This is a genomic window from Mycolicibacterium neoaurum (assembly GCF_036946495.1).
Taxonomy (GTDB): Bacteria; Actinomycetota; Actinomycetes; order Mycobacteriales; family Mycobacteriaceae; genus Mycobacterium; species Mycobacterium neoaurum_B.
In genome coordinates, this window is sequence record NZ_JAQIIX010000002.1 from 4,134,073 (window position 1) to 4,159,704 (window position 25,632).

The 25,632-nt window shown below is 67.5% G+C and carries 21 protein-coding genes; 14 read left to right on the forward strand and 7 right to left on the reverse strand.

All coding sequences use genetic code 11. From position 1 onward, the window contains the following. Position 1 precedes the first annotated feature (1 nt). The gene (gene urtA / locus PGN27_RS25420; RefSeq protein WP_335328593.1) at positions 2-1,264 is read right to left on the reverse strand and encodes an urea ABC transporter substrate-binding protein; all 1,263 of its coding nucleotides are present in this window, start codon (positions 1,262-1,264) and stop codon (positions 2-4) included. Between the two features lie 208 nt (positions 1,265-1,472). Between urtA and PGN27_RS25425 the strand changes: the two genes are divergently transcribed. From PGN27_RS25425 to PGN27_RS25435, 3 genes are all read left to right on the forward strand, one after another. Beyond that, complete coding sequence (locus tag PGN27_RS25425; protein ID WP_335328594.1) at positions 1,473-1,904, forward strand: Rv2576c family protein; 432 nt, start codon at positions 1,473-1,475, stop codon at positions 1,902-1,904. A 48-nt stretch (positions 1,905-1,952) separates the two neighbouring features. Then, complete coding sequence (locus PGN27_RS25430; RefSeq protein ID WP_335328595.1) at positions 1,953-2,996, forward strand: Rv2578c family radical SAM protein; 1,044 nt, start codon at positions 1,953-1,955, stop codon at positions 2,994-2,996. A 78-nt stretch (positions 2,997-3,074) separates the two neighbouring features. Continuing rightward, positions 3,075-4,667 (forward strand): HNH endonuclease signature motif containing protein, encoded by a 1,593-nt coding sequence (locus PGN27_RS25435; RefSeq protein WP_335328596.1) that lies wholly within the window; start codon positions 3,075-3,077, stop codon positions 4,665-4,667. On the opposite strand, the gene PGN27_RS25440 is transcribed toward PGN27_RS25435, so the two are convergent. After that, positions 4,661-5,407, reverse strand: coding sequence for a phytanoyl-CoA dioxygenase family protein (locus tag PGN27_RS25440; protein WP_335328597.1), 747 nt, complete (start codon positions 5,405-5,407; stop codon positions 4,661-4,663). The genes PGN27_RS25435 and PGN27_RS25440 overlap by 7 nt on opposite strands. Before the next feature lie 76 nt (positions 5,408-5,483). Between PGN27_RS25440 and PGN27_RS25445 the strand changes: the two genes are divergently transcribed. The 3 genes from PGN27_RS25445 to PGN27_RS25455 are packed head-to-tail and all read left to right on the forward strand — an operon-like array spanning position 5,484 to position 7,450. Continuing rightward, a complete protein-coding gene (locus tag PGN27_RS25445) occupies positions 5,484-6,116 on the forward strand; it encodes a TetR/AcrR family transcriptional regulator (protein WP_335328598.1) in 633 nt (210 codons plus the stop codon). A gap of 42 nt (positions 6,117-6,158) precedes the next feature. Beyond that, entirely contained in the window at positions 6,159-7,079 is a 921-nt protein-coding gene (locus PGN27_RS25450; RefSeq protein ID WP_335328599.1) for a carbon-nitrogen hydrolase family protein, read from the forward strand. Continuing rightward, positions 7,076-7,450: a hypothetical protein gene (locus tag PGN27_RS25455; protein ID WP_335328600.1), complete on the forward strand. Its 375-nt coding sequence runs from the start codon at positions 7,076-7,078 to the stop codon at positions 7,448-7,450. Before PGN27_RS25450 ends, PGN27_RS25455 begins: the two co-directional genes overlap by 4 nt. 9 nt (positions 7,451-7,459) lie before the next feature. On the opposite strand, the gene PGN27_RS25460 is transcribed toward PGN27_RS25455, so the two are convergent. The 3 genes from PGN27_RS25460 to ypfJ are packed head-to-tail and all read right to left on the reverse strand — an operon-like array spanning position 7,460 to position 10,451. Further along, positions 7,460-9,019 carry a flavin-containing monooxygenase gene (locus tag PGN27_RS25460; RefSeq protein ID WP_335328601.1) on the reverse strand — a complete coding sequence of 520 codons (1,560 nt, stop codon included), beginning with the start codon at positions 9,017-9,019 and terminating at the stop codon, positions 7,460-7,462. Beyond that, the gene (locus tag PGN27_RS25465) at positions 9,016-9,558 is read right to left on the reverse strand and encodes a DinB family protein (protein ID WP_335328602.1); all 543 of its coding nucleotides are present in this window, start codon (positions 9,556-9,558) and stop codon (positions 9,016-9,018) included. Before PGN27_RS25465 ends, PGN27_RS25460 begins: the two co-directional genes overlap by 4 nt. After that, entirely contained in the window at positions 9,555-10,451 is an 897-nt protein-coding gene (ypfJ, locus tag PGN27_RS25470) for a KPN_02809 family neutral zinc metallopeptidase (protein ID WP_335328603.1), read from the reverse strand. The genes PGN27_RS25465 and ypfJ overlap by 4 nt, the downstream gene beginning before the upstream one ends. Positions 10,452-10,526: 75 nt before the next feature. On the opposite strand from ypfJ, the gene PGN27_RS25475 reads away from it, so the two are divergent. After that, positions 10,527-12,002, forward strand: a complete 1,476-nt coding sequence (locus PGN27_RS25475) for a carboxylesterase/lipase family protein (RefSeq protein WP_335328604.1) — start codon at positions 10,527-10,529, stop codon at positions 12,000-12,002. Here PGN27_RS25475 and PGN27_RS25480 read toward each other — a convergent pair. Further along, a complete protein-coding gene (locus PGN27_RS25480; RefSeq protein WP_335328861.1) occupies positions 11,999-12,487 on the reverse strand; it encodes an SRPBCC family protein in 489 nt (162 codons plus the stop codon). The two genes, PGN27_RS25475 and PGN27_RS25480, sit on opposite strands and share 4 nt — an antisense overlap. 98 nt (positions 12,488-12,585) lie before the next feature. Here PGN27_RS25480 and aspS point away from each other — a divergent pair, with 98 nt between their 5' ends. Next, positions 12,586-14,361, forward strand: a complete 1,776-nt coding sequence (aspS, locus tag PGN27_RS25485) for an aspartate--tRNA ligase (RefSeq protein WP_335328605.1) — start codon at positions 12,586-12,588, stop codon at positions 14,359-14,361. Next, a complete protein-coding gene (locus PGN27_RS25490; RefSeq protein ID WP_335328606.1) occupies positions 14,358-14,810 on the forward strand; it encodes a nitroreductase family deazaflavin-dependent oxidoreductase in 453 nt (150 codons plus the stop codon). Before aspS ends, PGN27_RS25490 begins: the two co-directional genes overlap by 4 nt. A gap of 13 nt (positions 14,811-14,823) precedes the next feature. Here PGN27_RS25490 and PGN27_RS25495 read toward each other — a convergent pair whose 3' ends face one another. Continuing rightward, positions 14,824-16,008 (reverse strand): thiolase family protein, encoded by a 1,185-nt coding sequence (locus PGN27_RS25495; RefSeq protein WP_335328607.1) that lies wholly within the window; start codon positions 16,006-16,008, stop codon positions 14,824-14,826. Positions 16,009-16,234: 226 nt separating this feature from the next. Here PGN27_RS25495 and PGN27_RS25500 point away from each other — a divergent pair, with 226 nt between their 5' ends. The 5 genes from PGN27_RS25500 to PGN27_RS25520 all read left to right on the forward strand — a co-directional run bounded on the left by PGN27_RS25500 (position 16,235) and on the right by PGN27_RS25520 (position 25,574). Next, positions 16,235-17,578 carry a hypothetical protein gene (locus PGN27_RS25500; protein ID WP_335328608.1) on the forward strand — a complete coding sequence of 448 codons (1,344 nt, stop codon included), beginning with the start codon at positions 16,235-16,237 and terminating at the stop codon, positions 17,576-17,578. Positions 17,579-17,619: 41 nt separating this feature from the next. Beyond that, entirely contained in the window at positions 17,620-20,934 is a 3,315-nt protein-coding gene (locus tag PGN27_RS25505; RefSeq protein WP_335328609.1) for a transglutaminase family protein, read from the forward strand. Continuing rightward, complete coding sequence (locus PGN27_RS25510) at positions 20,934-23,558, forward strand: circularly permuted type 2 ATP-grasp protein (RefSeq protein ID WP_335328610.1); 2,625 nt, start codon at positions 20,934-20,936, stop codon at positions 23,556-23,558. The genes PGN27_RS25505 and PGN27_RS25510 overlap by 1 nt, the downstream gene beginning before the upstream one ends. Next, positions 23,555-24,442 (forward strand): transglutaminase family protein, encoded by an 888-nt coding sequence (locus PGN27_RS25515; RefSeq protein ID WP_335328611.1) that lies wholly within the window; start codon positions 23,555-23,557, stop codon positions 24,440-24,442. The genes PGN27_RS25510 and PGN27_RS25515 overlap by 4 nt, the downstream gene beginning before the upstream one ends. 70 nt (positions 24,443-24,512) lie before the next feature. Beyond that, positions 24,513-25,574 carry a zinc-binding metallopeptidase family protein gene (locus tag PGN27_RS25520; RefSeq protein ID WP_335328612.1) on the forward strand — a complete coding sequence of 354 codons (1,062 nt, stop codon included), beginning with the start codon at positions 24,513-24,515 and terminating at the stop codon, positions 25,572-25,574. Positions 25,575-25,632: the final 58 nt, after the last annotated feature.

The following is a 25,632-nucleotide window of genomic DNA, read 5'->3' on the forward strand; positions in this document are numbered from 1 at the left end:
ATTACCCGGACAGCCCGGCGGCCCACGGGTAGGACTTCAGGTACGGGTCCGGCTCGATGGGCGCGGGAGATTCCCACACGGTGTAGATCAGGCCGTCGGGCTTGATCTCACCGATGCGGGCGGTCTTGGTGATGTGGTTGTTCTCACCGTCGATGGTGACCTTGCCTTCGGGGGCATCGAAGCTCACGCCACCGGCGTTGTCCTGAATTGCCTTGACGTCGAACGACCCTGCCTTCTCGACGGTGTTCTTCCACAGGTGCACCGAGACGTAGGCGGCCTCCATCGGATCGGAGGTGGGCTTGTTCGCGCCGTACGCCTTCTTGTATGCGGCGACGAACGCATCGTTCACCGGGGTGTCGATGGTCTGGTAGTAGTTCCACGCCGTCAGCTGATCGGTGATGTTCTGCACCCCGATACCGCCGACCTCTTCCTCGGCGATGGACACCGAGACCACCGGCATCGCCTGCGGGGTAAGTCCGACGTTCTTGTACTCACGGAAGAAGGCGACGTTCGAATCGCCGTTGAGGGTGTTGAACACCGCATCGGCGTCCGCGGTCCGGACCTTGTTGATGATCGTCGAGAAGTCCGTCGAGCCCAACGGCGTGTAATCCTCGCCCTTGATCTCGATGCCGTTGGCCGCGGCGTATGCCTTGATGATGCGGTTGGCAGTCTGGGGGAAGACGTAGTCGCTACCGACCAGGTAGAGCGATTTGGTGCCCTTTTCCTTCAGATAGTCCAACGCGGGGACGATCTGCTGGTTGGTGGTCGCTCCGGTGTAGAAGATATTGGGGGAGGACTCCAAGCCCTCGTACTGCACCGGGTAGTAGAGCAGCGAGTTGTTGTCTTCGAACACCGGCAGCATGGCCTTGCGGCTCGAGGACGTCCACCCACCGAAGACGGCCGCCACGCAGTCACTGTTGATCAACTTCTGCGCCTTCTCGGCGAACACCGTCGGTTCCGAGGCGCCGTCCTCGCCCACCAGCTGGATCTGCTTACCGAGAACGCCACCGGCGGCGTTGATCTCGTCGACGGCCAGTTTGATGGAATCACGCACGGTGACCTCGGAGATGGCCATGGTGCCCGACAGCGAGTTCAGCGAGCCGACCTTGATGGTGTCACCGGAGGTGTCCACGCAGGATGCTGCGGCACTGCCACCCTCGTCGGTGGCCTTGCTACCACAGGCCGAGAGCAGCATCGAGGCGGTGACCACGACGCTTCCCGCTAACAGAAATGATCGCTTGGACGACGGTCGGAGGTGTGCCATCAACGGCCTTTCGTTCGAGTTCGGCTGCATGAGCGGAACTTTCGGACCCGTGTGGGTGTCGAATCGGCACGTTATGGGCGCTACGTTTCTGTGAAATTTCTGTATGTGACGAACAAATTAACCTCTTGCTCACACCCTGTTTTCTCGCGTCGGGCCGCGTCTGGGCGGCTGGTGTAACGATCCGGTAGCGTCCGGCGATGTGTTGGTCATGCGAAAAGCTACGAGCAAGATCGGTGCAGCAGCGGGCGCGGCCGCACTCCTGGCGGGTGCTGCTCTGGCATTCGGGCCGGCGGCCGCCCATGCCGAGCCGGAGGGCCAGTTGGTGCGCTACACCCTGACCTCGGGGGCGCCCTATCAATTCCAGGTGTTCTATCTGACGGCGCAGCCGCCCAATATGGGCGCCTACAACGCCGATGCCTACGCATACGCCAAGCGGGAGACGATCACCGTCGGGCCGGGGGCCCCGTGGGTCTTCGAGACCACGCTCGCCGATCCCCAGTGGGCGATCCTGCAGGTCAGCAGCACCACCAAGGGCAGCGTCGGCGCGCCGAACGCACATTGCGACATCGTGGCGGGTGACCAGGTCATCGCGGCCGCGGACAATCCCTACAGCCCGATCTGCCAGGGCACTCAGTGGTAGTTCGCTGACCGCTTGACAAACCCCATCGAACAATTGTTCGATGGGATCATGCGGTGGGACGGACAGGGGGTGCGGGTCGACGACGGCGCATTGCCCGGTCTGGCCCGTCTCGGTTTCGTGCGCAGCGTGCGAACCCCGGAGTTCGACGGGATCACCTTCCACGAGATCTTGTGCAAATCGGCGCTCAACAAGGTGCCCGATGCCGCCATGCTGCCGTTCCGCTACACCGTCAACGGCTATCGCGGCTGCGCGCACGCCTGCCGCTACTGTTTCGCCAGGACCACCCACGAGTACCTCGACTTCGATGCGGGCGCGGAGTTCGACACCGAGATCGTCGTCAAGACCAACGTGGCCGAGGTGCTCGCGCGGGAACTGCGGCGCAGGTCGTGGACCCGGGAACCGGTGGCGCTCGGGACCAACACCGATCCGTACCAGCGTGCCGAGGGGCGTTACCGGTTGATGCCGGGCATCCTGAGCGCGCTCGCCGAATCCGGAACGCCGTTCTCGATCTTGACCAAGGGCACCCTGCTGCGCCGTGATCTGCCGCTGATCGCCGAGGCGGCTCACGACGGCCCCGGTGCGCGGGTCTCGATCTCGTTGGCGATCGGTGATCCGGAGCTGCAGCGGTCGATCGAGCCCGGCACGCCGTCGCCGCAAGCCCGGCTGGCGTTGATCTCCGCGGTTCGAGATGCCGGGTTGGATTGCCATGTCATGGTGGCGCCGGTGTTGCCGCGGCTGACCGATTCCGCGGAACATCTCGATGCGCTGTTACGCCAGATCGCCGAGGCCGGCGCTACCAGTGCGACTGTCTTCGGCCTGCATCTGCGGGGCTCGACGCGCGGGTGGTTCATGCAATGGCTGGAGCACACCCATCCCGAGCATGCCACCGAATATCGGCGGTTGTACCGGCGCGGCGCCTATCTGCCGCCGGACTATCGCGACGAACTCCGTACCAGGGCGGCCCCGCTGCTGGCCCGGTACGGCCTGACCGGGCGGTCGGCGCGTGTCGCAATGTCGGCACCGCCGTCGCCGGCCCGCGCCGGTGCCGTTTCCTCCGAAGTCGCGGCACCGGCGCACCCCACCCTGTTCTGACATTCCCGCCCGCACGGCGCCGACCAGCAGTTTTCGCGGACAGATGGGCTTGTCGGGGCCGCGAGTATCATAGAACACATGTTCGAATACTCGGTATTGCGGGGGCTCAGCGACGAGGCGCTGACGTCCGCGATCACCGCCGAGACGCAGGCCGAATCGGCGGCCGCCGCCCGCCGATTGGCGTTGATCGCCGAGGCCACTGCCCGCTGGTGCGATGACGAGGACGAACAGTCCGCATCGAGGTTGATCGACGGCTGGGCGCAGGCCAAGGGCCAGATCGGCGCGGCCTGCAACCTCGGCCCGCACGCTGCAAGCACCCAGATGCGTATCGGGGTCGCGCTGCGTGAGCGGCTTCCGCAGACCGCGGCCGTCTTCGGTACCGGGGCGATCTCGGCCAAGGTGATCGGTGCGATCACCTGGCGCACCCATCTGGTCACCGACCCCGACGCACTCGCCTCGATCGATACCGGGATCGCCCAGAACGCTCACGGGTTCGGCATGCTGTCGGAGAACGCGTTGATCGCGGCCGTCGACTTCTGGGTCCACAAATACGATCCGCTGGCGGTCATCCGGTCCAAGGCTGCGGCCAGGGACCGTTATGTGGAGTTCGGTGACCGCGATGACCCTGACGGTGTCGTGTCGTTCTGGGGGCGCATGCGTGCCACCGACGCAAAGATCACCGAGGCCCGCGCCGACGAGTTGGCCGATGGTGTCTGCGACAACGATCCCCGCACGAAACGGGAACGCCGCGCCGATGCCATCGCCGCGCTGGCAGCCGGCTCCGACCGGCTGACCTGCCTGTGCGGGGATCCCGCGTGCGCCGGTTCGGGAAAAGACCCGCGTGCGGGTGCGGTCACCATCTACGTGCTCACCGGCCACCAGCCCGACATTGGCGAGGGCTCCGAACCCGCGGCGGGGCCCGATGGCGGGCCCGAGTCGGGATCGGTCGGACCCGATCGCGGGCCGAGCGACGGATTCGACGAGGACCATTCGGCCGATGAGCCGGCCGCAGAACCCGCGGCTGCGGAAGCCACGCCCCCGGCCGCACCGGCGGCGCGGTCCACCCCGCCCGGTGCCGGGGCCGGCATCTGCCTGGACGGCGCCATCATCCCCGCCCACCTGCTCACCGAACTCGTCAACACCGGCGCCACAGTCCGGCCCATCAGCAGCCCCGCAAATCTCGGCGCCGAGAACCGATACCGGCCCTCCGTCAAACTCAGCGCCTTCGTCCGGATGACTTCGATGACGTGTGCCTTCCCGGGGTGCGGGCGCCCCGCCCACCGAGCCGACCTCGACCACATCACCCCCTGGCCCGCCGGAGCCACGCATCCGGGAAACCTGAGGCCCTACTGCCGCGAACATCACCTCATCAAGACCCTGAAGATCGGCTGGACCCCCACCGCCCACGCGGACGGCTCGACGACCTGGACCGCACCCACCGGCCACGCATACACCACGAGGCCCCTGGGTCCAGTTCTGTTTCCACGCAACGCGTTTGATGTCGAGATTCCGCGAACCCGGCACATGAGCCTCATCGACCACGGCGACCGCGAGCCGACCTTGCCCGTCCGACAACGCACCCGAAAACAGGACCGCGAATACCGCATCAACGCCGCACGCGCCCGCAACGCCGTCGAAATCGCCCTCGATGGCGACCAGCCGCCCTATTGACGCAGTCCCCGTAGCACCGCGCGAGCCACCGGGCTCGGCTCACCGGCTTCCAGGTCGAGTTCGCCAATGGGCTCCAGCGGCGGCTGCGCCATGAAGCGCGGCACGCTGCCGCGGTGCGCGGTGCCGGTGTGTACGAGGAACGGATGGCACAGGTACACATCGCCGATGCGGCCGGTGGCCGCGATGACGGAACAGTCCGCGGTCGCCGGAACGACCTGCTCGCAGACTGACATCCAGGGAGCCCCGTCAGGGCCATGGCGCGCCAGCACCGCGGGCACCGACAGGTGGGAGCCAACCCGGATCTTCGTCGGTGCGTCATCCGGGCCGACATCGGAGAACAGGAACAGCATCAGTAAGGCGCGACCGCGCGAGCGCAGGCTCAGTCGCATGCCGTCCGCGGCGTAGAAAGATGCTTCGACATGCCAGCCCGCGTCACGGGCCGGTTCGGAGCTCGGGAAGCGCAGCGGGAAGGTGCCCAACCCCAGTCGGGGCTGCCACCGGCCGGGCCCGACCAAGGCGTTGTAGGCGGTGTGCAGTGCGTCGGTGTTGGCAGCGGCGGTGAACTCCGGCGTGGTCATGCTGGTCACCCGCACCAGCGATTCGCTCCATGTGCTCGGGTCGGCTGGGTTCAACCCGATGGTCTGCCACAGCTGCTGCTGGCAGCGCAGGCCGAGATCGCGGTCGAAGGCCGACTCGATCTTGACGAAGCCGTTGGCGATGAACCGGTCGACATCAAGCATGAGGCCATGGTGACCGGTCCGGTGCGGGAGGTACAACCTGTTTTATGGCGATGGGCCGTCGCCGTAGCCTTGAGCCGTGACTCGACCCGCTCGGCGGCCCGACCGACGTACCCTCGCGACCACGGCGACGATCTTGGAGGCCGCCCAACGGCTGTTCGCCGAGCGCGGCTTTCATGCGGTCACCATGGATGCCATCGCAGAGGAGGCCGCGGTGGCAGTCGGCTCGATCTATCACCACTTCGGCAACAAGGACAGCCTGTATCTGGCGCTGGTGGAGCGCGCCCTGGAGATCAACGAACAGGTGATGGCGCAGGCCTACACCGCGGATCGCACGCCGGTGGAACAGTTGATCGCCGCGAGCGACGCCTACTGCCGGTTCAATCTGGAGAATCCGGGCCACTTCCGCATGGTTGCCCTGCGGACGGTCGATATGCCGCCGGGCGAGCTGGCCGGCGAGGTTGAACAGCGCATCGCCGACAAGGTGGAAGCACTCGTCGGCGATGTCGCCGATGCCCTGCGTCGTGCCGATGCCGCCGGTCAGATCAGCTGTCCGGATCCCGGCCGAACGTCGGTGTTCTTGTGGTCGGCGTGGAACGGGGTGCTGGGCTCGCGCTGGCGACCGGACCGGCTCGCCCTCGATGATGCCGAGCTGGAGCGTGTGCTTGCGATCGGCAGGGACATCGTGATCCGCGGTCTTCGTACCGAATAGATTTCTTGTAGTAGCGTTCAATTTTGTAGTACCGTTCGAAACATGGTGCTGGCGGCAGCGGTGCAATTGGATGCGAAGCTCGCTGATGTGGCAGCCAATCTCGTTGCCTGCCAACGGCTTGCCGATGAAGCGGGCAACGCCGGAGCGAAAGTCATCGCGCTGCCCGAGTTCTTCACCACGGGAATCGGCTTCCTTCGTGAGCTGGTCGACGCGGCGTTGCCGGCCGACGGCCCGGCGGCTCAGCTGCTCTGCGATCTGGCGCGCAAGCATGACGCGATGGTCGGTGGTTCGTTCCTGTGCCGGGACGCGGACGGTCATATCCGCAACGCGTATCTGCTCGCCGATCCCAGCGGCATCGTCGGGCGACATGACAAGGATCTGCCCACGATGTGGGAGAACGCCATCTACACCGGCGGCAACGACGATGGCGTGTTGACCTGCGGCGAGCTTTCGGTAGGTGCCGCCGTGTGCTGGGAGCTGATGCGCACCAATACCGTCCGCCGGATGCGCGGCAGGGTGGATCTCGCCATGACGGGTTCGGGGTGGTGGTCGATCCCGCCCTGGCCGCCGCGGCGCCTGTTCGACCGGCTCGAGAAGGCCAATGCCGCTACCGCGCGGCGGGCGGCAACCGATTTCGCGCGCTATATCGGTGCGCCGGTCGTGCACGCCGCGCAGGTCGGCGCACTCGAGTGCCCGATGCCATGGCTGCCGGTCCGGTATCGCGGCCACTTCGAGGGCAATGCGTTGATCACCGACGCCGCCGGGACCGTGCTGGCGCAGCGCTCCCGCGCCGACGGCGAAGGTGTTGTGCTGGCCGATATCACGCTCGGTCGGGTCACTCCGGTCGACGTTGCACCACAACGTTTCTGGCTGCACCGTCGAGGTGTCCTGCCAGCGGCGGTGTGGCATTACCAACGTCTGCACGGGCAGCGCTGGTATGAGAGGAATGCGGTGAATCGATGAGCGTACTGGTGCAGATCGGACTGTTCGAGCTCGCCTTCGGAGCGCTGCTCGGCTGGGCCGTTGCGGGCAACCTGTTGGCGCCCGAGGCGATGAAGAGGCTGGGGATCGTCAGCCCGCGGCGCATCATGCAGGCCCACCTGGACTACATCATGATGGGTGTGATCCTGATCGCGGTCGGTCTGGCCGTGCCGCAGCTGGCGGCATGGGTTGCCACCCTCGTGGTGCTCGGGACCCTGCTGAACCCGACGCTGTTCCTGCCGATGGCGTTCAACGAGAAAGTCACGAGCACAACGACGTTCAAGATTGTCAGCCTGGTGTCGTTCGTGGCGACGAGTGTCGGTCTCGTCGGCGCCGCGGTCAGTGCGCTCTGAGCTGGATGCTCAGACGGCCCGGCGCTGCGCGACTGGTGGCGGTCGTCGGGTGAATCGATAGTCCTGCAGCGGTCCCCGTCGAGCGAACCACCGTGCGGCCGTGATGGTCTGTGGTCGGTGATAGACCGTCTCGCGACGTGAGTTGACGAAGTAGGTGCGCAGACCCGGATTGCACTCGGTGAAATACAGATGCGCGGTTCTCCCGCGGCGAGCCATCGTTTCGTTCCAGCGTGCGAACGCCTCATCGGTCACCGCGGCGACCTGGTCGGACCGGCCTCGGGCGTGGGCGATCACCCGCACGGCGTGCCGGGCCATCGTCTCGACGAAATCGCACCAGGCGAACCCGACGAAACCGGTGGGGCCGACGATCTCCCACCTGTTCGGCAGCCGAGGGTGTGCGGTGCCCGCGTAGCTCCGCATGCCGTGGGTTCGATAGAACTCGGCCAGGTCGAATCCGTCGGTGCCCATGATCGTTGACCGACGGTATGTTTCGGGGTCGGTCCACAGCTCGTAGCCGGTGGCGGCGACCAACAGGTCGACCGGGCGTTCGACGCCGTCGACGGTGCGGATGCCCTCGGCGGTGATGCGCTCGATCGGTGTGGTGATCAACCGGGTATTCGGATTGTTCAGTGCCCGGAAGAACGCACTGGAGATCACCGGACGTTTGGCCACGATGCCGTAGTGGGGGATCAGTGCCGTGCGCGTCGCTGGATCGCGCACGGTGAACCGCAGCAGCAGTCGGTAGAGCGTCCGGCAGTAGCCGTCGTACAGCGGGATCAGCCGTGTCAAGACCCGGTCGGGGAGCCGCGAGAAGACGTGCACGATCGGCGCGAGCATCGCCACGTCCATCAGCACCCGGCCGGCGACGTTCACCGCCGGGAGCACCCCGGGCACGCGCAGGATCCGGCGTATCGGTGCGGACAGGTCGAAGTCGATCTTGGGTAGCACCCACGCCGGGGTTCGCTGGTAGACGTCCAACCGGTCGGCCTCGGCCGACAGGGCGGCGGCGATCTGGATACCGCTGGAACCCGTGCCGATCACCGCGATCCGCTTGCCCTTAGTGTCGTAGGTGTCGTCCCAGGCATCGGGCCGTAGCAGCGTTCCGGTGAAGTCCTCGACGCCGTCTATGTCGAGGCTCGGTTTGGCATTGACATATCCGCCCACCGAACTGATCAGGAAGCGTGCGGTCAGGTCGGGCCTGTCGCGCATGCTCAGCTGCCACAACCCGGCGTCGTCGTTCCAGCGCTGCCGCGTCACCTCGGCGTCGGCGATCAGGTGCCGGTACAGATCCATCCCGCGAGCGGTGTCTTGCAGGTAGCGGTAGATCTCGGGACCGGGGGCGAACAACCGCGACCAGTCGGGGTTGGGCGCGAACGACAGCTGATACCACAGGCTGGGAATATCGACGGCCAGCCCGGGATAGTGGTTGTCACGCCAGGTTCCACCGAAATCGCCACCGCGCTCGATGATGACGAAATCGGTGATGCCATGCTTGCGCAGCTGATGCGCGGCCGCGATCCCACCGGGACCCGCCCCGATGATGGCCACCTCGTGATCGGGTTGGCTCATGTGCCCGACGCGGGGGCTCCGGTCGAGACGTCCCAGGCGTGATGGACGATATCGTGCAGGTGATACACGGCGATGGTGGCGACCGTGAATTCGCTTCCATTGCTGCGTAACCCGCGTCGATCCCAGCCGTCGGCGGGCACCGAGTCGTACCGGTCGGCCACGGCGTCGGCGGCGGCACGCAGCTCGGCGGCGACCACCGAGGGATCCTGGGCGCCGTAGTTGTCCTCGACCGCCGTGAGGTCCTGGTCCCAGTTCGGGAACTGCGGATCGGTCCGGCTCAGCATCAGCTCAACGCGATGATCGAAGATGCGGTGCACATCGCGGATGTGGCAACCGTATTCGAGGTGCGACCATACGCCCGGCGCCGGGCGGCTGCGCACCCCGCGCCGAGCGAGCCGGGTCACCCAATCCGCCGCATCACGGCGGATGAGTCCTGCGACGGTGGTCGGATGCACCGTCGCAGAATCGAATCCGCAGTCCGGGCAGGGCCGGTGCAGCACCCATGTCCAGTCTTTGGTGTCGGGCTGGATATCGGTCAACGCAGCGCACCCGGGGCGAAGGTGTCGCACTTGTCGGGTGCACCGGTCTGGTAGCCGGTGGTGAACCACTGCTGGCGCTGTTCCGATGAGCCGTGCGTCCAGGATTCCGGGCTGACCCTGCCGGTGGCCGCCTCCTGGATACGGTCGTCACCGACAGCGGAGGCGGCCGACAGAGCGTCGGCAATATCCTTGTCGCTCAACGGCTGTAGGAAGGTCACATCGGTACCCTCCTGTTTGGTGGTTGCCGCGTAGTGGGCCCATACTCCGGCGTAGCAGTCGGCCTGCAGTTCGGTGCGCACGCCGCCGCCGGTCGGGCCGGTCGGGTCCTGCTGGGCGCGCCCCAACACCCCAAGCAGGTTCTGCACGTGGTGGCCGAACTCGTGGGCCACCACATACTCCTGCGCGAACGGCCCACCGCTGGAACCGAACCGGTCGCGCAGCACGTCGAAGAAATCGGTGTCGAAGTACGCGGTCTCGTCGGCGGGGCAGTAGAACGGGCCCACCTCGCTGGTCGCGCCGCCGCATCCGGTGTTGACCGACCCGGTGAACAACCGAACCTGCGGGCGGCGGTACTCGGGAAGCAACTGGGTCCAGACCGCATCCACGGAGTTGCCGGTCGCCACCACCCGGCACTGCACCTTCTCGTTGGCGTCGGCGCCGGTGCGGCACTGGGTGAGATCGAAGCCGGGGGCCGAGACCCCCTGGGTGTCCATGCCTGCACCCTGATCCTGGGGCAACACGCTGCTGGGATCGACACCCAGGAACAGCGCCACCACCACGAGCAACAGCCCGCCCATGCCACCGCCGAGCGCGATCCGACGACCGCCCCCGCCGCCGCGGCCGCTGCTGGAAGACGTGCTCGTGTCGATCTGCATGCCCTCGTTGAAGGTCATCGTCCCCACCCATCTGACGTGTCGGCGCCGTCTCGTGTTCAGACCGGGCTCAGCTTTGCACACTACGATTCAGCCGTGCCCTCTGTCGCCGAACTGTCGACGATCGTGCCCACCGTCCAAGGCCTGCTGCGCGGTACCACCGAGGGCGGTGTCGGGGTGTGGCGCGGTGTCGCCTACGCCGAGCAGCCGGTGGGGGACCGGCGTTTCCTGGGTCCCCAGCCGCTGCGCCCCTGGGAGGGTGTGCGCGACGCCGTCGATCACGGCCCCCTGCCGCCGCAGGGCCGATCCTTCGTCGGTGGCGGCCGCGACGACCCGAAGATCCGCGACGAGGCCTGCCTAACGGTCACCGTGTGGTCACCCGACGTCTCGGCGTCGCTACCGGTCATGGTGTGGATCCCGGGCGGGGCGTTCGTCTACGGCGCGGGCCAATTGCAGCTCTACAACGGCTCGCGGCTGGCCGCCAACGGCAACGTCGTCGTCGTCAACGTCACATATCGGCTGGGCGTCTTCGGCGGGTTCGAACTCGGTGACCTCGGACCAGGATTCGACGACAACCTGTGCCTGCGTGATCAGATCGCGGCGCTGCAATGGATACGGCAGAACATCGGCTCCTTCGGTGGGAACCCAGACCAGGTGACCGTGTTCGGTGAATCGGCCGGCGCCACCTCGGTGTTGGCGCTGCTGGCCAGCCCGGCGGCCACCGGGCTGTTCGACCGGGCGATCGCGCAGAGCCCGGCGTTGCCGCTCATCGCCGATCGGGAGGCGCGGGCGCGGCAATCGCACGCCTTTCTGGCCGAGCTCGGTGTCGAGGCGCACGAGGTCAAGGCGCTGCCGCAGCGCCGGTTGCGCCGAGCCGCGGGCACGCTGCAGCTGCACAGCGTCGCGCACACCCCGACGCTGGCCTACGGGTTGACCCACGGCGTCGATCTGCTACCGCAGCACCCGATCGAAGCGGCCCGCCGCGGCACGGTCGCTCCCATCCCGCTCATCATCGGCACCAACAGCCACGAGGCCTCGATGTTCGCCTGGGGTAAACCGCCCATGCTGCCCACGACGGCTGCCGCTGTCGAGGGCTTCTTCGCCCGCTGGGCGCCGGATGCCCGCGACCGGGTGCTGGCCGCCTATCCGGGCTTCCCGCGTCGCCGGGCGTTGGTCGACTTCGGTTCCGATGCGATGTTCGGCGCACCCACCTGGGCCTTCGTCGACGCCTACAGTGCCGATGCCCCGACCCACATGTACCGGTTCGACCACACCACCTGGACGCTCAAGGCGCTGGGGCTCGGAGCCACCCACGGCAGCGAGATCGTGCACATCCAGCACAGCTACAGCTCGTATCTGGGCCGCAAGCTCCATCCGCTGGGGCGCCGGGTGCAACCGTCGGTGGGCAGGCGCATGCAGCGCACCTGGCTGGATTTCGCCACCGACGGGCTCAGCGAGTGGCCGCGCTTCGACATCCGGGACAGGCAGACCCGGGTGATCCGGTCCACCCGGGATGTCACCATCGCCGATCCGGACGCGGTGCGCCGGGAAGCTTGGGAAGGCGTCTACTAGTACCGGGCGTCGGTGTAGCGCCGCAGGTTGTGCAGGAAGCGCTGGAACATCCAGGCCATCACCGGTCGGCCGGCGGCCATCCCGAGGCGGGCGGCGGTTCCGTTGGGTCTCATCGCCATCACCCAGGTCAGGTGGCAACCCTGGTCGGTCGGCACGATCCAGTAGTCCTCGGCGAAGGCGGCGATACTCTTGGTCGAGGCTTGGTTGAAGCGAAACGCCATGTGGCTGTGCGGTTCCCAGGCCAGGAACTCCTCGTCGCCGACGATGCCGCCGCGCATCGTGACGGTGCGGGTGGTGCCGATGTCATAGGGCTGCGGGCTGGTCCATTCGACCTTGGTGATGACCGAGGCCCACTGCGGCCAGGATTGCGCGTCGGAGAGCACCTCGAACAACTGCTCACCGGTGATGGCCAGATCCACGGTGCTGACGAACCGGAACGGCGCATCGGAGATGAAGTCCAGGTCCACACGCTCACACGGATACATCGCCACCAGCCGACCTTAACCGGGACGGCGTCGACCCGGTGAGGGAGGCGTCTCTAGACTGAGCAGTCGTCATCCCACCCAGACATCAGGAGTTTTTCGTGCTGCGCAGTCACCCCGCCGGTTCGTTGCGGTCCACCGATGCCGGTCAGACCGTGACCTTGGCGGGCTGGGTGGCGCGCCGACGCGATCACGGCGGCGTCATCTTCATCGACCTGCGGGATGCGTCCGGGGTGGCGCAGGTGGTGTTCCGGGATGCGACCGTCCTCGAACAGGCCCACCGGTTGCGTGCCGAGTACTGCGTCTCGGTCACCGGCGTGGTCGAGGTGCGCCCGGAGGGTAATGCCAACGCCGAGATCCCGACCGGTGACATCGAGGTGAACGCCACCGAGTTGACGGTGCTGGGGGAGAGCGCGCCGCTGCCGTTCCAGCTGGACGAGACCGCCGGCGAGGAGGCCCGACTCAAGTATCGCTATCTCGATCTGCGCCGCGAGGGTCCCGGCAACGCAATCCGGCTGCGCTCCAAGGTCAATGCCGCCGCCCGCGGCGTGCTTGCCGAACACGACTTCGTCGAGATCGAGACCCCTACGCTGACGCGCTCCACGCCGGAGGGGGCACGGGATTTCCTGGTGCCGGCGCGGCTGCAACCCGGCAGCTTCTACGCCTTGCCGCAGAGTCCGCAGCTGTTCAAGCAGCTGCTGATGGTCGCGGGCATGGAGCGCTATTACCAGATCGCGCGGTGCTATCGCGACGAGGACTTCCGCGCCGACCGCCAGCCCGAGTTCACCCAGTTGGACATGGAGCTCAGCTTCGTCGAGGCCGATGACGTCATCGCGATCTCCGAGCAGGTGTTGCGCGCGGTGTGGTCGACGATCGGCTACGACCTGCCGACGCCGCTACCGCGGATCACCTACGCCGAGGCCATGCGTCGGTTCGGTTCCGACAAGCCCGATCTGCGCTTCGGTGTCGAACTGGTCGAGTGCACCGAGTACTTCGCCGACACCAGCTTCCGGGTGTTCCAGGCTCCCTATGTCGGTGCCGTGGTGATGGACGGCGGCGCCTCGCAGCCGCGCCGCACGTTGGACGGCTGGCAGGAATTCGCCAAACAGCGCGGGCACAAGGGTCTGGCCTACGTGCTGATCGGCGAGGACGGCACGCTCACCGGACCGGTGGCCAAGAATCTGTCCGACGCCGAGCGCGACGGGCTGGCGGCCCATGTCGGCGCCAAGCCCGGTGACTGCGTGTTCTTCGCCGCGGGTACCGCCAAGGGTGCCCGCGCGCTGCTGGGCGCGACACGCATCGAGATCGCCAAACGCCTCGACCTGATCGACCCGGCGGCGTGGGCGTTCACCTGGGTGGTCGATTGGCCGCTTTTCGAGCCCGCCGACGACGCCACCGCCTCCGGTGACGTCGCCGTTGGTTCCGGCGCCTGGACCGCCGTGCACCACGCGTTCACCGCACCGCAGCCCGGCTCTGTGGACACCTTCGATTCCGACCCGGGGTCCGCGCTGGCCAACGCCTACGACATCGTGTGCAACGGCAATGAGATCGGTGGTGGGTCCATCCGTATCCACCGGCGCGATGTGCAGGAACGGGTGTTCGCGATGATGGGGATCGATCACGACGAGGCCACCGACAAATTCGGATTCCTGTTGGACGCCTTTACCTTCGGCGCTCCGCCGCACGGTGGTATCGCCTTCGGCTGGGACCGCATCGTGGCGCTGCTTGCCGGCACCGACTCGATCCGCGACGTGATCGCGTTCCCCAAGTCCGGTGGTGGCGTGGACCCGCTGACCGACGCTCCCGCGCCGATCACCGAGCTGCAGCGCAAGGAAGCGGGAATAGACGCCAAGCCGGAGAAGCTGGACTCGAAATGACAGATGACATCGACAAGGACCGGATGGTGTCCGACGCCGCGGCGTTGAGCGACTTCAACCGCCAGATCGTCGAGGAGTTCCGTGCCAACGCGGGTAAGGTCGGCGGCCCGTTCGAGGGCAGCACGCTGGTCCTGCTGCACACCGTCGGCGCCAAGTCCGGCCAACCGCGCCTCTCGCCGTTGGCCTACCTGGAGATCGACGGCAGGGCGTTGGTCGTCGGTTCGTACGCCGGTGCGCCGAAGGACCCTGCCTGGGTGCACAACCTGCGGGCCAACCCGAGCGCGCGGATCGAGATCGGTACCGACGTCTACGACGTCACCGCACGTGAACTACCCGCCGATGAGCGGGATGCGACGTATCCGAAGATCGTCGACAAGGCACCGGTGTTCGCCGAGTACCAGGCCAAGACGTCGCGGGCGATCCCGCTGTTCGAACTCGTCAGGGCCTAGTACCGGCGAGGCGTCACAGCCGCTCGAAGATGGTGGCGTTGGCCATCCCGCCGCCCTCACACATCGTCTGCAGCCCATAGCGTGCAACGCGCTGCTTGAGGGCATGAACCAGGGTCGTCGTGATGCGGGCTCCACTGGCACCGAGCGGATGTCCGATCGCGATGGCACCGCCGTTGACGTTCACCTTCGCCAGGTCCGCACCCACATCCATGGCCCAGCTCAGCACCACCGGAGCGAAGGCCTCGTTGACCTCGAACAGGTCGATGTCCGACAGCGCCAGCCCCGCTTTGTGCAGGACCTTCTCGGTCGCGGGGATGACGCCGGTCAGCATGTAGAGCGGATCGGAGCCGACGACGGTGGTGGTGTGCACCCGGGCCAGCGGGGTCAGGCCCAGCCGGCGCGCGGTCGCCCCGCTGGTGATCATCACCGCGGCGCTGCCGTCGGACAACGGTGAGGAGTTGCCCGGGGTGATGTTCCAGCCGATCTGGCCGAAACGCGCCGCGTAGGACTCGGAGAAGAATGCCGGGCGCAGGCCCGCCAGGGTCTGCACGCTGGTGCCGGGGCGGATGATCTCGTCGGTGTTCAGGCCGGCGATGGGGGCAAGCTCGTCGTCGAACAGCCCGTCCTTGGTGGCGCGGGCGGCCTTCTCGTGGCTGGCGGCGGAGAACTCGTCGAGCTGGGTGCGTGACAGTTGCCATTTCGCCGCGATCAGCTCCGCGCTGATGCCTTGGGGGACAAGCCCGTCGGGATAGCGTTCGGCCATGCCGCGGCCTAACGGATCGCTGCCGGGCAGGACCGAGGATCCCATCGGCACCCGCGACATCGACTCCACCCCGGCGGCGATCACGATGTCATAGGCACCCGCCAGGACGCCCTGGGCGGCGAAGCTGATGGCCTGCTGGCTGCTGCCGCACTGGCGGTCGACCGTGGTGCCGGGCACCGTCTCCGGGAAGCCCGCGCCCAGCAGGGCGTTACGAGCGATGTTGACCGCCTGATCGCCCACCTGGGTGACGGCACCGGCGATCACATCGTCAACCAAAGCCGGGTCGACACCGGTGCGGGTGATGAGCTCGCGAAGGCTGTGCGCCAACAGATCTGCTGGCAATACGCCGTGCAGCGCGCCGCCCGGCTTGCCCTTGCCGATGGGGGTGCGCACCGCGCCGACGATGACCGCATCGCGGTCGGAGTAGTCACTCATGTTGTCTCCTGACGGGCTGGGTATTTCTTTCGTTACCCTGATATCAACGCCCGCCATGGATGATTCCGACGCGCCGGCCGGCGTGATCTGCGCGACAGTCGCCGCGATTTCGGTATCGACAAACGCGCGCAAGAAATTATCGGGAACGTTAAAATTTTGCCGTTCACACGTGCAGGGGGGCCCACACGTGCCGGACACACTATGGCGAGAAAGGGCCCCGGCATACATGAGCCTTCCGGCTGACAACACGCTGGCGTATATGGATCAGGGTTCCTACCTGGCGCTTCGGGCGCTGGGTAGGGGACCGGTCATCCAGTATGTCTGGATCTACGAACGCGGTGTCGACATGGACGGGTTGCGGCGCTTCCAGCGCAATCTGGCCCGCACCCTGCTCGGCCGCAGGCTGGAACGTTCGTCCATCCCGCTGGGGCGCCACCACTGGGTGCCCTGCGGGGAGTCCGCCGATATCGAGATCGCCGCCACCGAACGGCGCCGCGACGAGGTCTGGGATTTCGTGGCGGAGCGCGGCAATGTCCCGGTCGACCCGGAGCACGGCCCACCCTGGCATCTGGCCGTCCAACCGCTGGCCGAGGGCGGATCGGTGGTCACGCTGGTGGTGTCCCACACCGTCGCCGACGCGGCCGCCCTCATCGAGTCGATCACCCATGCCGTCAACGGCACCGGTCGCGACCTCGCCTATCCCGCGCCGCGATGCTCGAGTCGCAGGCAGGCGTTGCGTCGGGATCTCACGGTGACCGCACGGTCGGTCCGTGAGGTGCCCGCCGCCGTGTTCGGCGCGGCACGGCTGGCCCGCGCGCAGTCCGGCGACCTGTCCGAGTCGGCCAAGGCGGTCCCGGTCGCGGCGTCCCGCAGGCACGGCGAGCGGCCGGTCGATCTGCCGACGGTCTCGGTGCGCGTCGACGCCGACGAATGGGATGCACGAGCGAAAGCGCTTGGCGGAAGCAGCAATGTGCTGCTGGCCGGTGTCGCCGCGCGAGTCGGGGCGGCCATCGGCCGCGTCGACGATTCCGGTCGCGTGATGCTGTCCCTGCCGGTGAGCGAACGTGTCGAGGGTGATACCAGGGGCAATGCGCTCAATACCATCACCGTGATGGCCGACCCGCAGCTCGCCCATGGCGACCTGCGGCCGATCCGCAGCGGTATCAAGGCGGCCCTTGTCGAGTTGGCTGCGACCCGCGAGCAGCTGCTGGCGCCGTTGCCGCTGGCGCCCTACACTCCCAAATTCCTGTTGCGCCGGCTGGAGAAGCTGGTCCTCAAGGTGGGTAAGCCGATCGGCTCGTCCAACAGCGGCGTGCTTCCCGACGAAGTGAACCGCCCGGACGGAACTCCCGCGGACATGTTCGTCGCGCATTCGCCGGAACCGGGCATCACCGCAGCCGATCTGGATCGGATGGGTGGTCGTTTGCTGCTGGCCGCCGGAACCGTCGGCGGCGCGGTGTGTATCTCGGTCACCTCCTGGGAGCCGGGTGCGCCCAACACCAAGGAGGCCCTGATGCAGGCCGTCAAGGAGGCCTTCTACGATTTCGACCTCGTGGTGACCATGGAGTAGGCCGCGCTGCGCGCCGACCCGCCTTGTGGTGGGATTCGGTGATGGGTATCAAAGTGGCGCTGGAACATCGGACCAGCTACACGTTCGACCGGTTGGTGGACATCCACCCGCATGTCGTCCGTCTCCGTCCGGCACCGCATTCGCGTACTCCCATCGAGGCCTACTCCCTGCAGGTCGAACCGGCTGACCACTTCATCAACTGGCAGCAGGATGCGTTCGGAAACTTCCTGGCCCGCCTGGTGTTCCCCGACCGCGCGCGCAGCCTGACCATCACCGTCGGGTTGATCGCCGACCTGAAGGTCATCAACCCGTTCGACTTCTTCATCGAGGAATGGGCCGAGCACTTCCCGTTCCGCTACCCCAAGGAGCTGCTGGCCGATCTCGAACCCTATCTGCGCCCGGTCGACGAGTCCGAAGAGGGTTCCGGCCCTGGCGAACTCGTCCGGAAATGGGTGAAGAACCTCACCATCGCCGAGGGCACCCGCACCATCGACTTCCTGGTCAACCTCAATGCGGCCGTGCGCGCCGATGTCGGCTACAGCGTGCGGATGGAACCCGGTGTGCAGACCCCGGACCATACGCTGCGCACCGGGATCGGCTCATGCCGCGACTCGGCCTGGTTGCTGGTCTCCATCCTGCGCCAGCTCGGGTTGGCCGCGCGGTTCGTCTCGGGGTACCTGGTGCAGCTGGCCTCCGATGTCGAGGCCCTCGACGGCCCGTCGGGACCCGCGGCCGATTTCACCGACCTGCATGCCTGGACCGAGGTGTTCATCCCCGGTGCCGGGTGGATCGGATTGGACCCCACCTCGGCACTGTTCGCCGGGGAGGGCCACATCCCGCTGTCGGCCACCCCACACCCGGAATCGGCCGCGCCCATCACCGGGGCCATCGGGCCGGCCGAGGCCACCCTGGATTTCAGCAACGTGGTGACCCGCATCCACGAGGACCCCCGCGTCACTCTGCCCTATACCGAGCAGTCCTGGGCAGCCATAAACGCACTCGGCGAACAGGTCGACGCGCGGCTGGCGGCCGGTGATGTCCGGCTCACCGTCGGCGGTGAACCCACCTTCGTCTCGGTGGACAACCAGACCGATCCGGAGTGGACCACCGCCGCGGACGGGCCGCACAAGCGCGAGCGCGCGTCGGTGCTCGCCGAACGGTTGCGCCGGGTCTGGGCACCCAACGGACTGGTGCAACGCAGCCAGGGGAAGTGGTATCCGGGAGAGCCGTTGCCGCGCTGGCAGATCGGACTGCTGTGGCGCACCGACGGGGAACCGCTGTGGAACGACCCGGCCCTGCTGGCCGATCCGTGGGCCGACCCCAAGCCCGATCCGGCGCCCGAGGGGGCCGATGCCCAGCTGTTGGCCGCCGTCGCCGACGGGTTGACCCTGCCCGCCCGACAGGTGCGGCCCGCATACGAGGACCCGCTGAGCCGGCTCGCCGGCGCCGTCCGCCAACCCGCCGGTGACCCGGTCGAGGAAGCCGACGATCTTGCGAACGACGACCCGGCCCGCCGGGCTGCGCTGCTGGCCAGGCTCGACGAGCCCGTCGTCGAGCCGGCCGCCCACGTCCTGCCGTTGCACCGCCGAGCCGACGATTCCGGTTGGGCGAGTGCGGATTGGACCTTGCGGCGCGGCCGGATCGTTTTGCTGGAAGGTGATTCGCCCGCCGGTCTGCGGTTGCCGCTGAACTCGATCAGCTGGCGGCCCCCGCAGCCGACCTTCGCCACCGATCCGCTGGGCCCACGCGGCGGACTGGCCCGCGGGCCGGCCCGCCAGGCCCAAGCGCCGGTCGAGGACGCCGAGACCGCACCGCCGACGGCGCTGGTCGCCGAGATCCGCGACGGACTGCTGTACGTTTTCCTGCCGCCCACCGATGCCCTCGAGCATTTCGTCGACCTGGTCGCCCGGGTCGAGGCGGCGGCCGCGGCCATCGAGACCCCGGTGGTCATCGAGGGTTACGGGCCCCCCGACGACGGACGGCTGACGTCGATGTCGGTGACCCCGGACCCCGGTGTCATCGAAGTCAACGTCGCGCCGACACGCAGTTTCGCCGAACAGCGGGCACAACTGGAGACGCTCTACAACGAGGCGCGGCTGGCGCGGCTGTCCACCGAATCCTTCGACGTGGACGGCAGCCACGGCGGTACCGGCGGCGGGAACCACATCACCCTCGGCGGGGTCACGCCGGCGGACTCGCCGCTGCTGCGCAGGCCCGATCTGTTGGTCTCGCTGCTGACCTACTGGCAGCGTCACCCAGCGCTGTCGTATCTGTTCGCCGGGCGATTCATCGGCACCACCTCGCAGGCGCCGCGTGTCGACGAGGGCCGCAGCGAAGCGCTCTACGAACTGGAGATCGCGTTCGCCGAGATCGACCGGCTGGCCCAGGAGGGTGCCGCGCAAGCCTGGGTCACCGATCGGGCGCTCCGGCACCTGCTGACCGATATCACCGGTAACACCCACCGCGCCGAGTTCTGCATCGACAAGCTCTACAGCCCGGACAGCCCGCGTGGTCGGTTGGGGCTGCTGGAACTGCGCGGGTTCGAGATGCCGCCGCACTATCAGATGGCGATGGTGCAGTCGCTACTGGTGCGGGCGCTGGTCGCGCGATTCTGGGACGAGCCGCTGCGCGCCCCGCTGATCCGCCACGGGGCGAACCTGCACGGCAGATACCTGTTACCGCACTTCCTCATTCACGATATCGCCGATGTCGCCGCCGACCTGCGTGAGCACGGAATCGACTTCGACACCAGCTGGCTGGACCCGTTCACCGAGTTCCGTTTTCCGCGCATCGGCACCGCGGTGTTCGACGGCGTGGAGATCGAACTGCGCGGCGCCATCGAACCGTGGAATGTCCTCGGCGAGGAGTCCACCGCGGGCGGTACCGCCCGCTATGTCGACTCCTCGGTGGAGCGCGTCCAGGTGCGCCTGGTGGGCGCGGACCGCAATCGTTATATCGTCACCGTCAACGGTCATCCGGTGCCGCTGCTGGCGACCGACAAGGCCGATATCCAGGTCGGTGGTGTTCGCTACCGCGCCTGGCAGCCGCCCAGCGCCCTGCACCCGACCATCACCGTCGACGGACCGCTGCGCTTCGAACTGGTCGACGCCGTCTCGGGAGTGTCCCGCGGTGGCTGCACCTATCACATCGCGCACCCGGGCGGCCGTTCCTATGAGCGTCCGCCGATCAACGCGGTGGAGGCCGAATCGCGCCGGGGGCGCCGGTTCGAGGCGACCGGATTCACCCCGGGCCGGGTCGATCTGGCCGCTCTGCGGGAGAAGCAGGCGCGCCAATCCACCGATATGGGCGCGCCAGGGATTCTGGACCTCCGCCGGGTGCGTACCGTGCTGCGGTGATGGTTGTACAAACAGAGATGACGGCACGCGCCGAGGACGTGCTCGCCGGTTACCGGAGCCGCCGCGCCCAACAGGCGTTGTTCGACGTCCGAGGCACCGTCGGCAACGGATTCGACGAGTTCGTCGACGCCGCGGGCGCCATCCGGCCCGCCTGGCAGGAGCTGGCCGAATGCGTGGCCGAGCGGGGGCGCGACGGGCTGGACCGGTTGCGGGTGACCGTGCGCAACCTCGTCGACGATGACGGCATCACCTACGTGCACGTCGACAAGAGCGCCGCGGACACCGCCCCGGACGGCGGCGTCGCCGAGCCGTGGCATCTGGACGCGCTGCCGCTGCTGATCTCCACCGCCGACTGGGACGCCCTGGAAGCCGGGCTTGTGCAGCGGTCGCGGCTGCTCGACGCCGTGCTCACCGACCTCTACAGCGCGCGAGTCTCCCTCACCAGCGGGGTGCTGCCCCCGCAACTGCTCTTCGCCCACCCCGCGTATGTGCGGGCCGCCCACGGTATCGAGGTTCCCGGCAAGCATCAGCTGTTCCTGCACGGTTGTGATGTCAGCCGGGCCGCCGACGGCAGCTTCCGGGCCAACGCCGACTGGACGCAGGCGCCCTCGGGAGCCGGCTACGCACTCGCGGGTCGTCGGGTCATCGCCCACGCCGCCCCGGACCTCTATGAGCGCATCGCCCCGCGGCCGGCCTCGCCGTGGGCGCAGGCGCTTCGCCTGGCGCTCATCGACGCGGCACCCGAGGCCGCCGACGAACCCGTGGTGGTCGTGCTCAGTCCGGGTGCGCAATCCGAGACGGCTTTCGACCAGGCCTATCTGGCAAGCGTTCTCGGTTTCCCGCTGGTGGAGAGTGCCGACCTGGTGGTGCGCGACGGGAAGCTGTGGATGCGGTCGCTGGGCACCCTCAAACGCGTCGACGTGGTGCTGCGCCGAGTGGATGCCGACTATGTCGACCCGCTGGATTTGCGTGCCGATTCCCGCCTCGGTGTGGTCGGGCTGGTCGAGGTACTACGCCGCGGCGCCGCGACCGTCGTCAACACCCTCGGCAGCGGCATCCTGGAAAGCCCGGGGCTGATGCGCTTCCTGCCCGAGTTGGCCGAACTGCTGACCGGTGAGACCCCACTGTTGGCGTCCCCGCAGATGTACTGGGGCGGAATCGATGTGGAGCGTTCTCATCTGCTGACGCAGCTGTCGCGGTTGCTCATCAAACCGGTCACCGGTGGCAAGACGATCGTCGGTCCGGCGTTATCGGTGTCGGCCCGCGAACAGCTCGCCGCCCGCATCGCCGCGAACCCGTGGCAGTGGGTCGGCCAGGAACTGCCGGAATTCTCTTCGGCACCCACCGATTTCCTTCCCGGCGGGGTGTCCGCGGCAGATGTCGGCATGCGCCTGTTCACCGTGGCCCAACGAGGCGGCTACGCCCCCATGATGGGCGGGCTCGGTTTCCTGCCCGCTCCCGGTAACGCCGCCTACACCCTGGATACCGTTGCGGCCAAGGATGTCTGGGTCCGCACCCCGGACCGCGCCAAGGCGGTGCCGACACCCTCGGTCGACCTGCCGGTCATGACGCCGAGTCCCACCAGGGCGGTCAGCTCGCCGCGCGTGTTGTCGGACTTCTTCTGGCTGGGCCGTTACGCCGAGCGCGCCGAGAACATGGCGCGGTTGCTCACCGTCACCCGCGAGCGCTATCACGAGTACCGGTACCGCCAGGACATGGCCGAAAGCCAGTGTGTGCCGGTCCTGTTGGCCGCCATCGGAGTGATCACCGGCACGGACACGGGTTCCGGTGGTGACGATCACGAGGCCATCGCGATCGCGCCGAGCACACTGTGGTCGCTGACTGCGGACCGGCGTCGCCCGGGATCGCTGGCCCAGTCGGTCGAGCGGCTCGGGCTGGCAGCACGTGGCGTGCGCGACCAGATGTCGAACGACACCTGGATGGTGCTGGCCGGCGTGGAGCGGGCGGTCGGATCCCGAGCCCGTCAGCCGGAGTCCCAGGCCGCCGGTGACGCCTACCTGCTGACCGCCCACACCCAGACGCTGGCGGGCATGCTCGCCCTGTCCGGGATGGCGGCCGAATCGATGGTCCAGGATGTCGGCTGGACGGTGATGGACATTGGCAAGCGCATCGAACGCAGTCTCGGGCTCACCGCGTTGCTGCGCGCGACCATGACGGCGGTACGGGCACCCGGAGCCGAACAGGCCGTCACCGAATCGATGCTGGTGGCCTGTGAGTCATCGGTCATCTACCGCCGCCGGATGCTGGGCAAGGTCAGCATCGCCGCCGTGGCGGATCTGGTGCTCTTCGACGCCGAGAACCCGCGCTCGCTGATCTATCAGTTCGACCGGCTGCATCAGGGGCTGCGTCGGCTGCCGTCGTCGTCGGGTTCATCACGACCGGAACGGCTGGCCGACGAGATCACCGCGCGGCTGCGTCGTGTCGATCCGGACGATCTGGAGACCGTCGCCGCCGACGGCACCCGTGCCGAACTGGCCGACCTGCTCGACGGCCTGCACACCGATCTTCGCGAGCTGTCCAGCTTGATCACCGCCGCGCATCTGTCGCTGCCGACCGGCATGCAACCGTTGTGGGGGCCGGACGAGCGGAGGCGGCTACCGTGACGCACACAGGCACCCGACGCTATGCGATCACCCACCGCACCACCTACCGGTACTCCGACGATGTCACCGGCTCGTACGGCCGCGGTTACCTGACGCCCCGCGAACTGCCGGGCCAGCGGCGGCTGTCCCACGAACTGCTGATCGAGCCGGAGGCCGCCGACAGTTCGATCAGTCGGGACGCCTACGGCAACACCAGTTCCTACTTCCACGTCACCGAGCCGCATCGCACCCTCACCGTCACGGGTCACTCGCTGGTGGAGGTCGACCCGCCGGCGCCGGAACTCTACGAGGGGGGCGCTGCGCGCGCACCGTGGGAGATATCGCGACCCGTCGGACCCGACGGTGCGCTGGCGTGCGAGTTCACCCTGGATCTTGCGCCGCCGGAGATCACCGATGAGGTCCGCGCCTACGCGGCACCCAGTTTCGTTCCGGAGCGGCCGCTGATCGAGGTCCTGCGTGACCTCAACTCGCGGATCTTCCGCGATTTCACCTACCGGTCGGGTTCGACGACCATCTCGACGGGGGTGGCCGAGGTGTTGGAGGCCCGCGAGGGGGTCTGTCAGGACTTCGCCCGCCTGGCCATCGCGTGCTTGCGGGCCAACGGCCTGGCCGCCAGCTATGTGTCCGGGTATCTGGCCACCGACCCGCCGCCGGGCAAGGAACGCATGATCGGCGTCGATGCCACCCACGCCTGGGCATCGGTGTGGACGCCGCAGAACCAATGGCTGGGGCTGGACCCCACCAATGACCAGCTGGTCGACGAACGGTATGTGGTGGTCGGCTTCGGCAGGGATTATGCCGACGTGCCGCCGCTGCGTGGGATCATCTACACCGAATCGGAGAGTAGCGTTATCGAAGTCTCAGTCGATGTAGCGCCGAACTGACTCCCAGGTGGTTTAGGCGCGCGCCGCAGCGGGCACCAGCTAGCGGCCGTGCGAACAGGGGAGAGCGTGCATGCGGGATTTCAATTGTCCGAAGTGTGGACAGCGATTGGCGTTCGAGAACTCCAAATGTCTGTCCTGCGGCTCGTCGTTGGGCTTCTCGCTCGACGATATGGCCCTGCTGGTCATCGCCAGCGGTGACGAGAGCGAGCACGCCGGGGCGGTCGACGAGCACAACTATGCGTTGTGCGCCAATCTTTATGCCGCCGAATGTAACTGGTTGGTCAAGGTCGGGGAGGGCTCCGGGCTGTGCGCATCATGCGCGTTGACAAGGACTCGGCCCGCCGATTCGGACACCGTGGCGATGGCCGCCTTCGCCGCTGCCGAGCGCGCCAAACGCCGGATGATCGCCGAGCTGACCGAGCTGAAGCTGCCCGTGGTGGGCCGCGAGGACGATCCGCAGTACGGATTGGCCTTCGACCTGCTCTCCAGCGAGTTCGAGAAGGTTTTCACCGGCCACGCCGACGGAGTGATCACCCTCGACCTCGCCGAGGGTGATGATGTGCACCGCGAGCAGCTGCGGGTGTCCATGGAGGAGCCTTACCGCACCCTCCTCGGTCATTTCCGGCACGAAATCGGCCACTATTACTTCTATCGGCTGGTCAGCCCGGTCCCGGAGTACCTGGAACGGTTCAACGAGCTGTTCGGCGATCCCGACCTGGACTATCAGGCTGCGCTGGACCGGCATTACAGCGAGGGCGCGCCTGAGGGCTGGAAGAACGATTACGTGTCCTCTTATGCCACCATGCATCCGGCCGAGGACTGGGCCGAGACGTTCGCCCACTACCTGCACATCCGGGACACCCTGGACACCGCCGCGGCGTTCGGATTGGCTCCCGCCGGGGCGACGTTCGACCGACGGGTGTTGGGCCCTAGCGGTTTCGACACCATCATCGAGATGTGGCTGCCGCTGACGTGGGCGCTGAACATGGTGAATCGATCGATGGGACGCGATGATCTGTACCCGTTCGTGCTGCCGCCGGCCGTCCTGGAGAAGATGCGGTTCATCCACACCGTGATCGACGAGATCACCTCGTCGCCGGACAAGCTGGCAGCGGTCGGCGGCGAGGCCTAACGGTCGAGCAGGCTGCGGCGTACCGGCGGTTACGGTCGCTGTTGCTTGACCGAAATCC

What these genes read in the sequence shown, in the direction of transcription:
- PGN27_RS25510 (WP_335328610.1), top strand. Translation starts at nt 20,934, where the DNA reads ATGGTTGTACAAACAGAGATGACGGCACGCGCCGAGGACGTGCTCGCC.
- PGN27_RS25440 (WP_335328597.1), bottom strand. Translation starts at nt 5,407, where the DNA reads ATGCTTGATGTCGACCGGTTCATCGCCAACGGCTTCGTCAAGATCGAG.
- PGN27_RS25460 (WP_335328601.1), bottom strand. Translation starts at nt 9,019, where the DNA reads ATGAGCCAACCCGATCACGAGGTGGCCATCATCGGGGCGGGTCCCGGT.
- PGN27_RS25430 (WP_335328595.1), top strand. Translation starts at nt 1,953, where the DNA reads ATGCGGTGGGACGGACAGGGGGTGCGGGTCGACGACGGCGCATTGCCC.
- urtA (WP_335328593.1), bottom strand. Translation starts at nt 1,264, where the DNA reads ATGGCACACCTCCGACCGTCGTCCAAGCGATCATTTCTGTTAGCGGGA.
- PGN27_RS25520 (WP_335328612.1), top strand. Translation starts at nt 24,513, where the DNA reads ATGCGGGATTTCAATTGTCCGAAGTGTGGACAGCGATTGGCGTTCGAG.
- ypfJ (WP_335328603.1), bottom strand. Translation starts at nt 10,451, where the DNA reads ATGACCTTCAACGAGGGCATGCAGATCGACACGAGCACGTCTTCCAGC.
- PGN27_RS25495 (WP_335328607.1), bottom strand. Translation starts at nt 16,008, where the DNA reads ATGAGTGACTACTCCGACCGCGATGCGGTCATCGTCGGCGCGGTGCGC.
- PGN27_RS25450 (WP_335328599.1), top strand. Translation starts at nt 6,159, where the DNA reads ATGGTGCTGGCGGCAGCGGTGCAATTGGATGCGAAGCTCGCTGATGTG.
- PGN27_RS25435 (WP_335328596.1), top strand. Translation starts at nt 3,075, where the DNA reads ATGTTCGAATACTCGGTATTGCGGGGGCTCAGCGACGAGGCGCTGACG.
- PGN27_RS25505 (WP_335328609.1), top strand. Translation starts at nt 17,620, where the DNA reads ATGGGTATCAAAGTGGCGCTGGAACATCGGACCAGCTACACGTTCGAC.
- PGN27_RS25480 (WP_335328861.1), bottom strand. Translation starts at nt 12,487, where the DNA reads ATGTATCCGTGTGAGCGTGTGGACCTGGACTTCATCTCCGATGCGCCG.
- PGN27_RS25455 (WP_335328600.1), top strand. Translation starts at nt 7,076, where the DNA reads ATGAGCGTACTGGTGCAGATCGGACTGTTCGAGCTCGCCTTCGGAGCG.
- PGN27_RS25500 (WP_335328608.1), top strand. Translation starts at nt 16,235, where the DNA reads ATGAGCCTTCCGGCTGACAACACGCTGGCGTATATGGATCAGGGTTCC.
- PGN27_RS25490 (WP_335328606.1), top strand. Translation starts at nt 14,358, where the DNA reads ATGACAGATGACATCGACAAGGACCGGATGGTGTCCGACGCCGCGGCG.
- PGN27_RS25425 (WP_335328594.1), top strand. Translation starts at nt 1,473, where the DNA reads ATGCGAAAAGCTACGAGCAAGATCGGTGCAGCAGCGGGCGCGGCCGCA.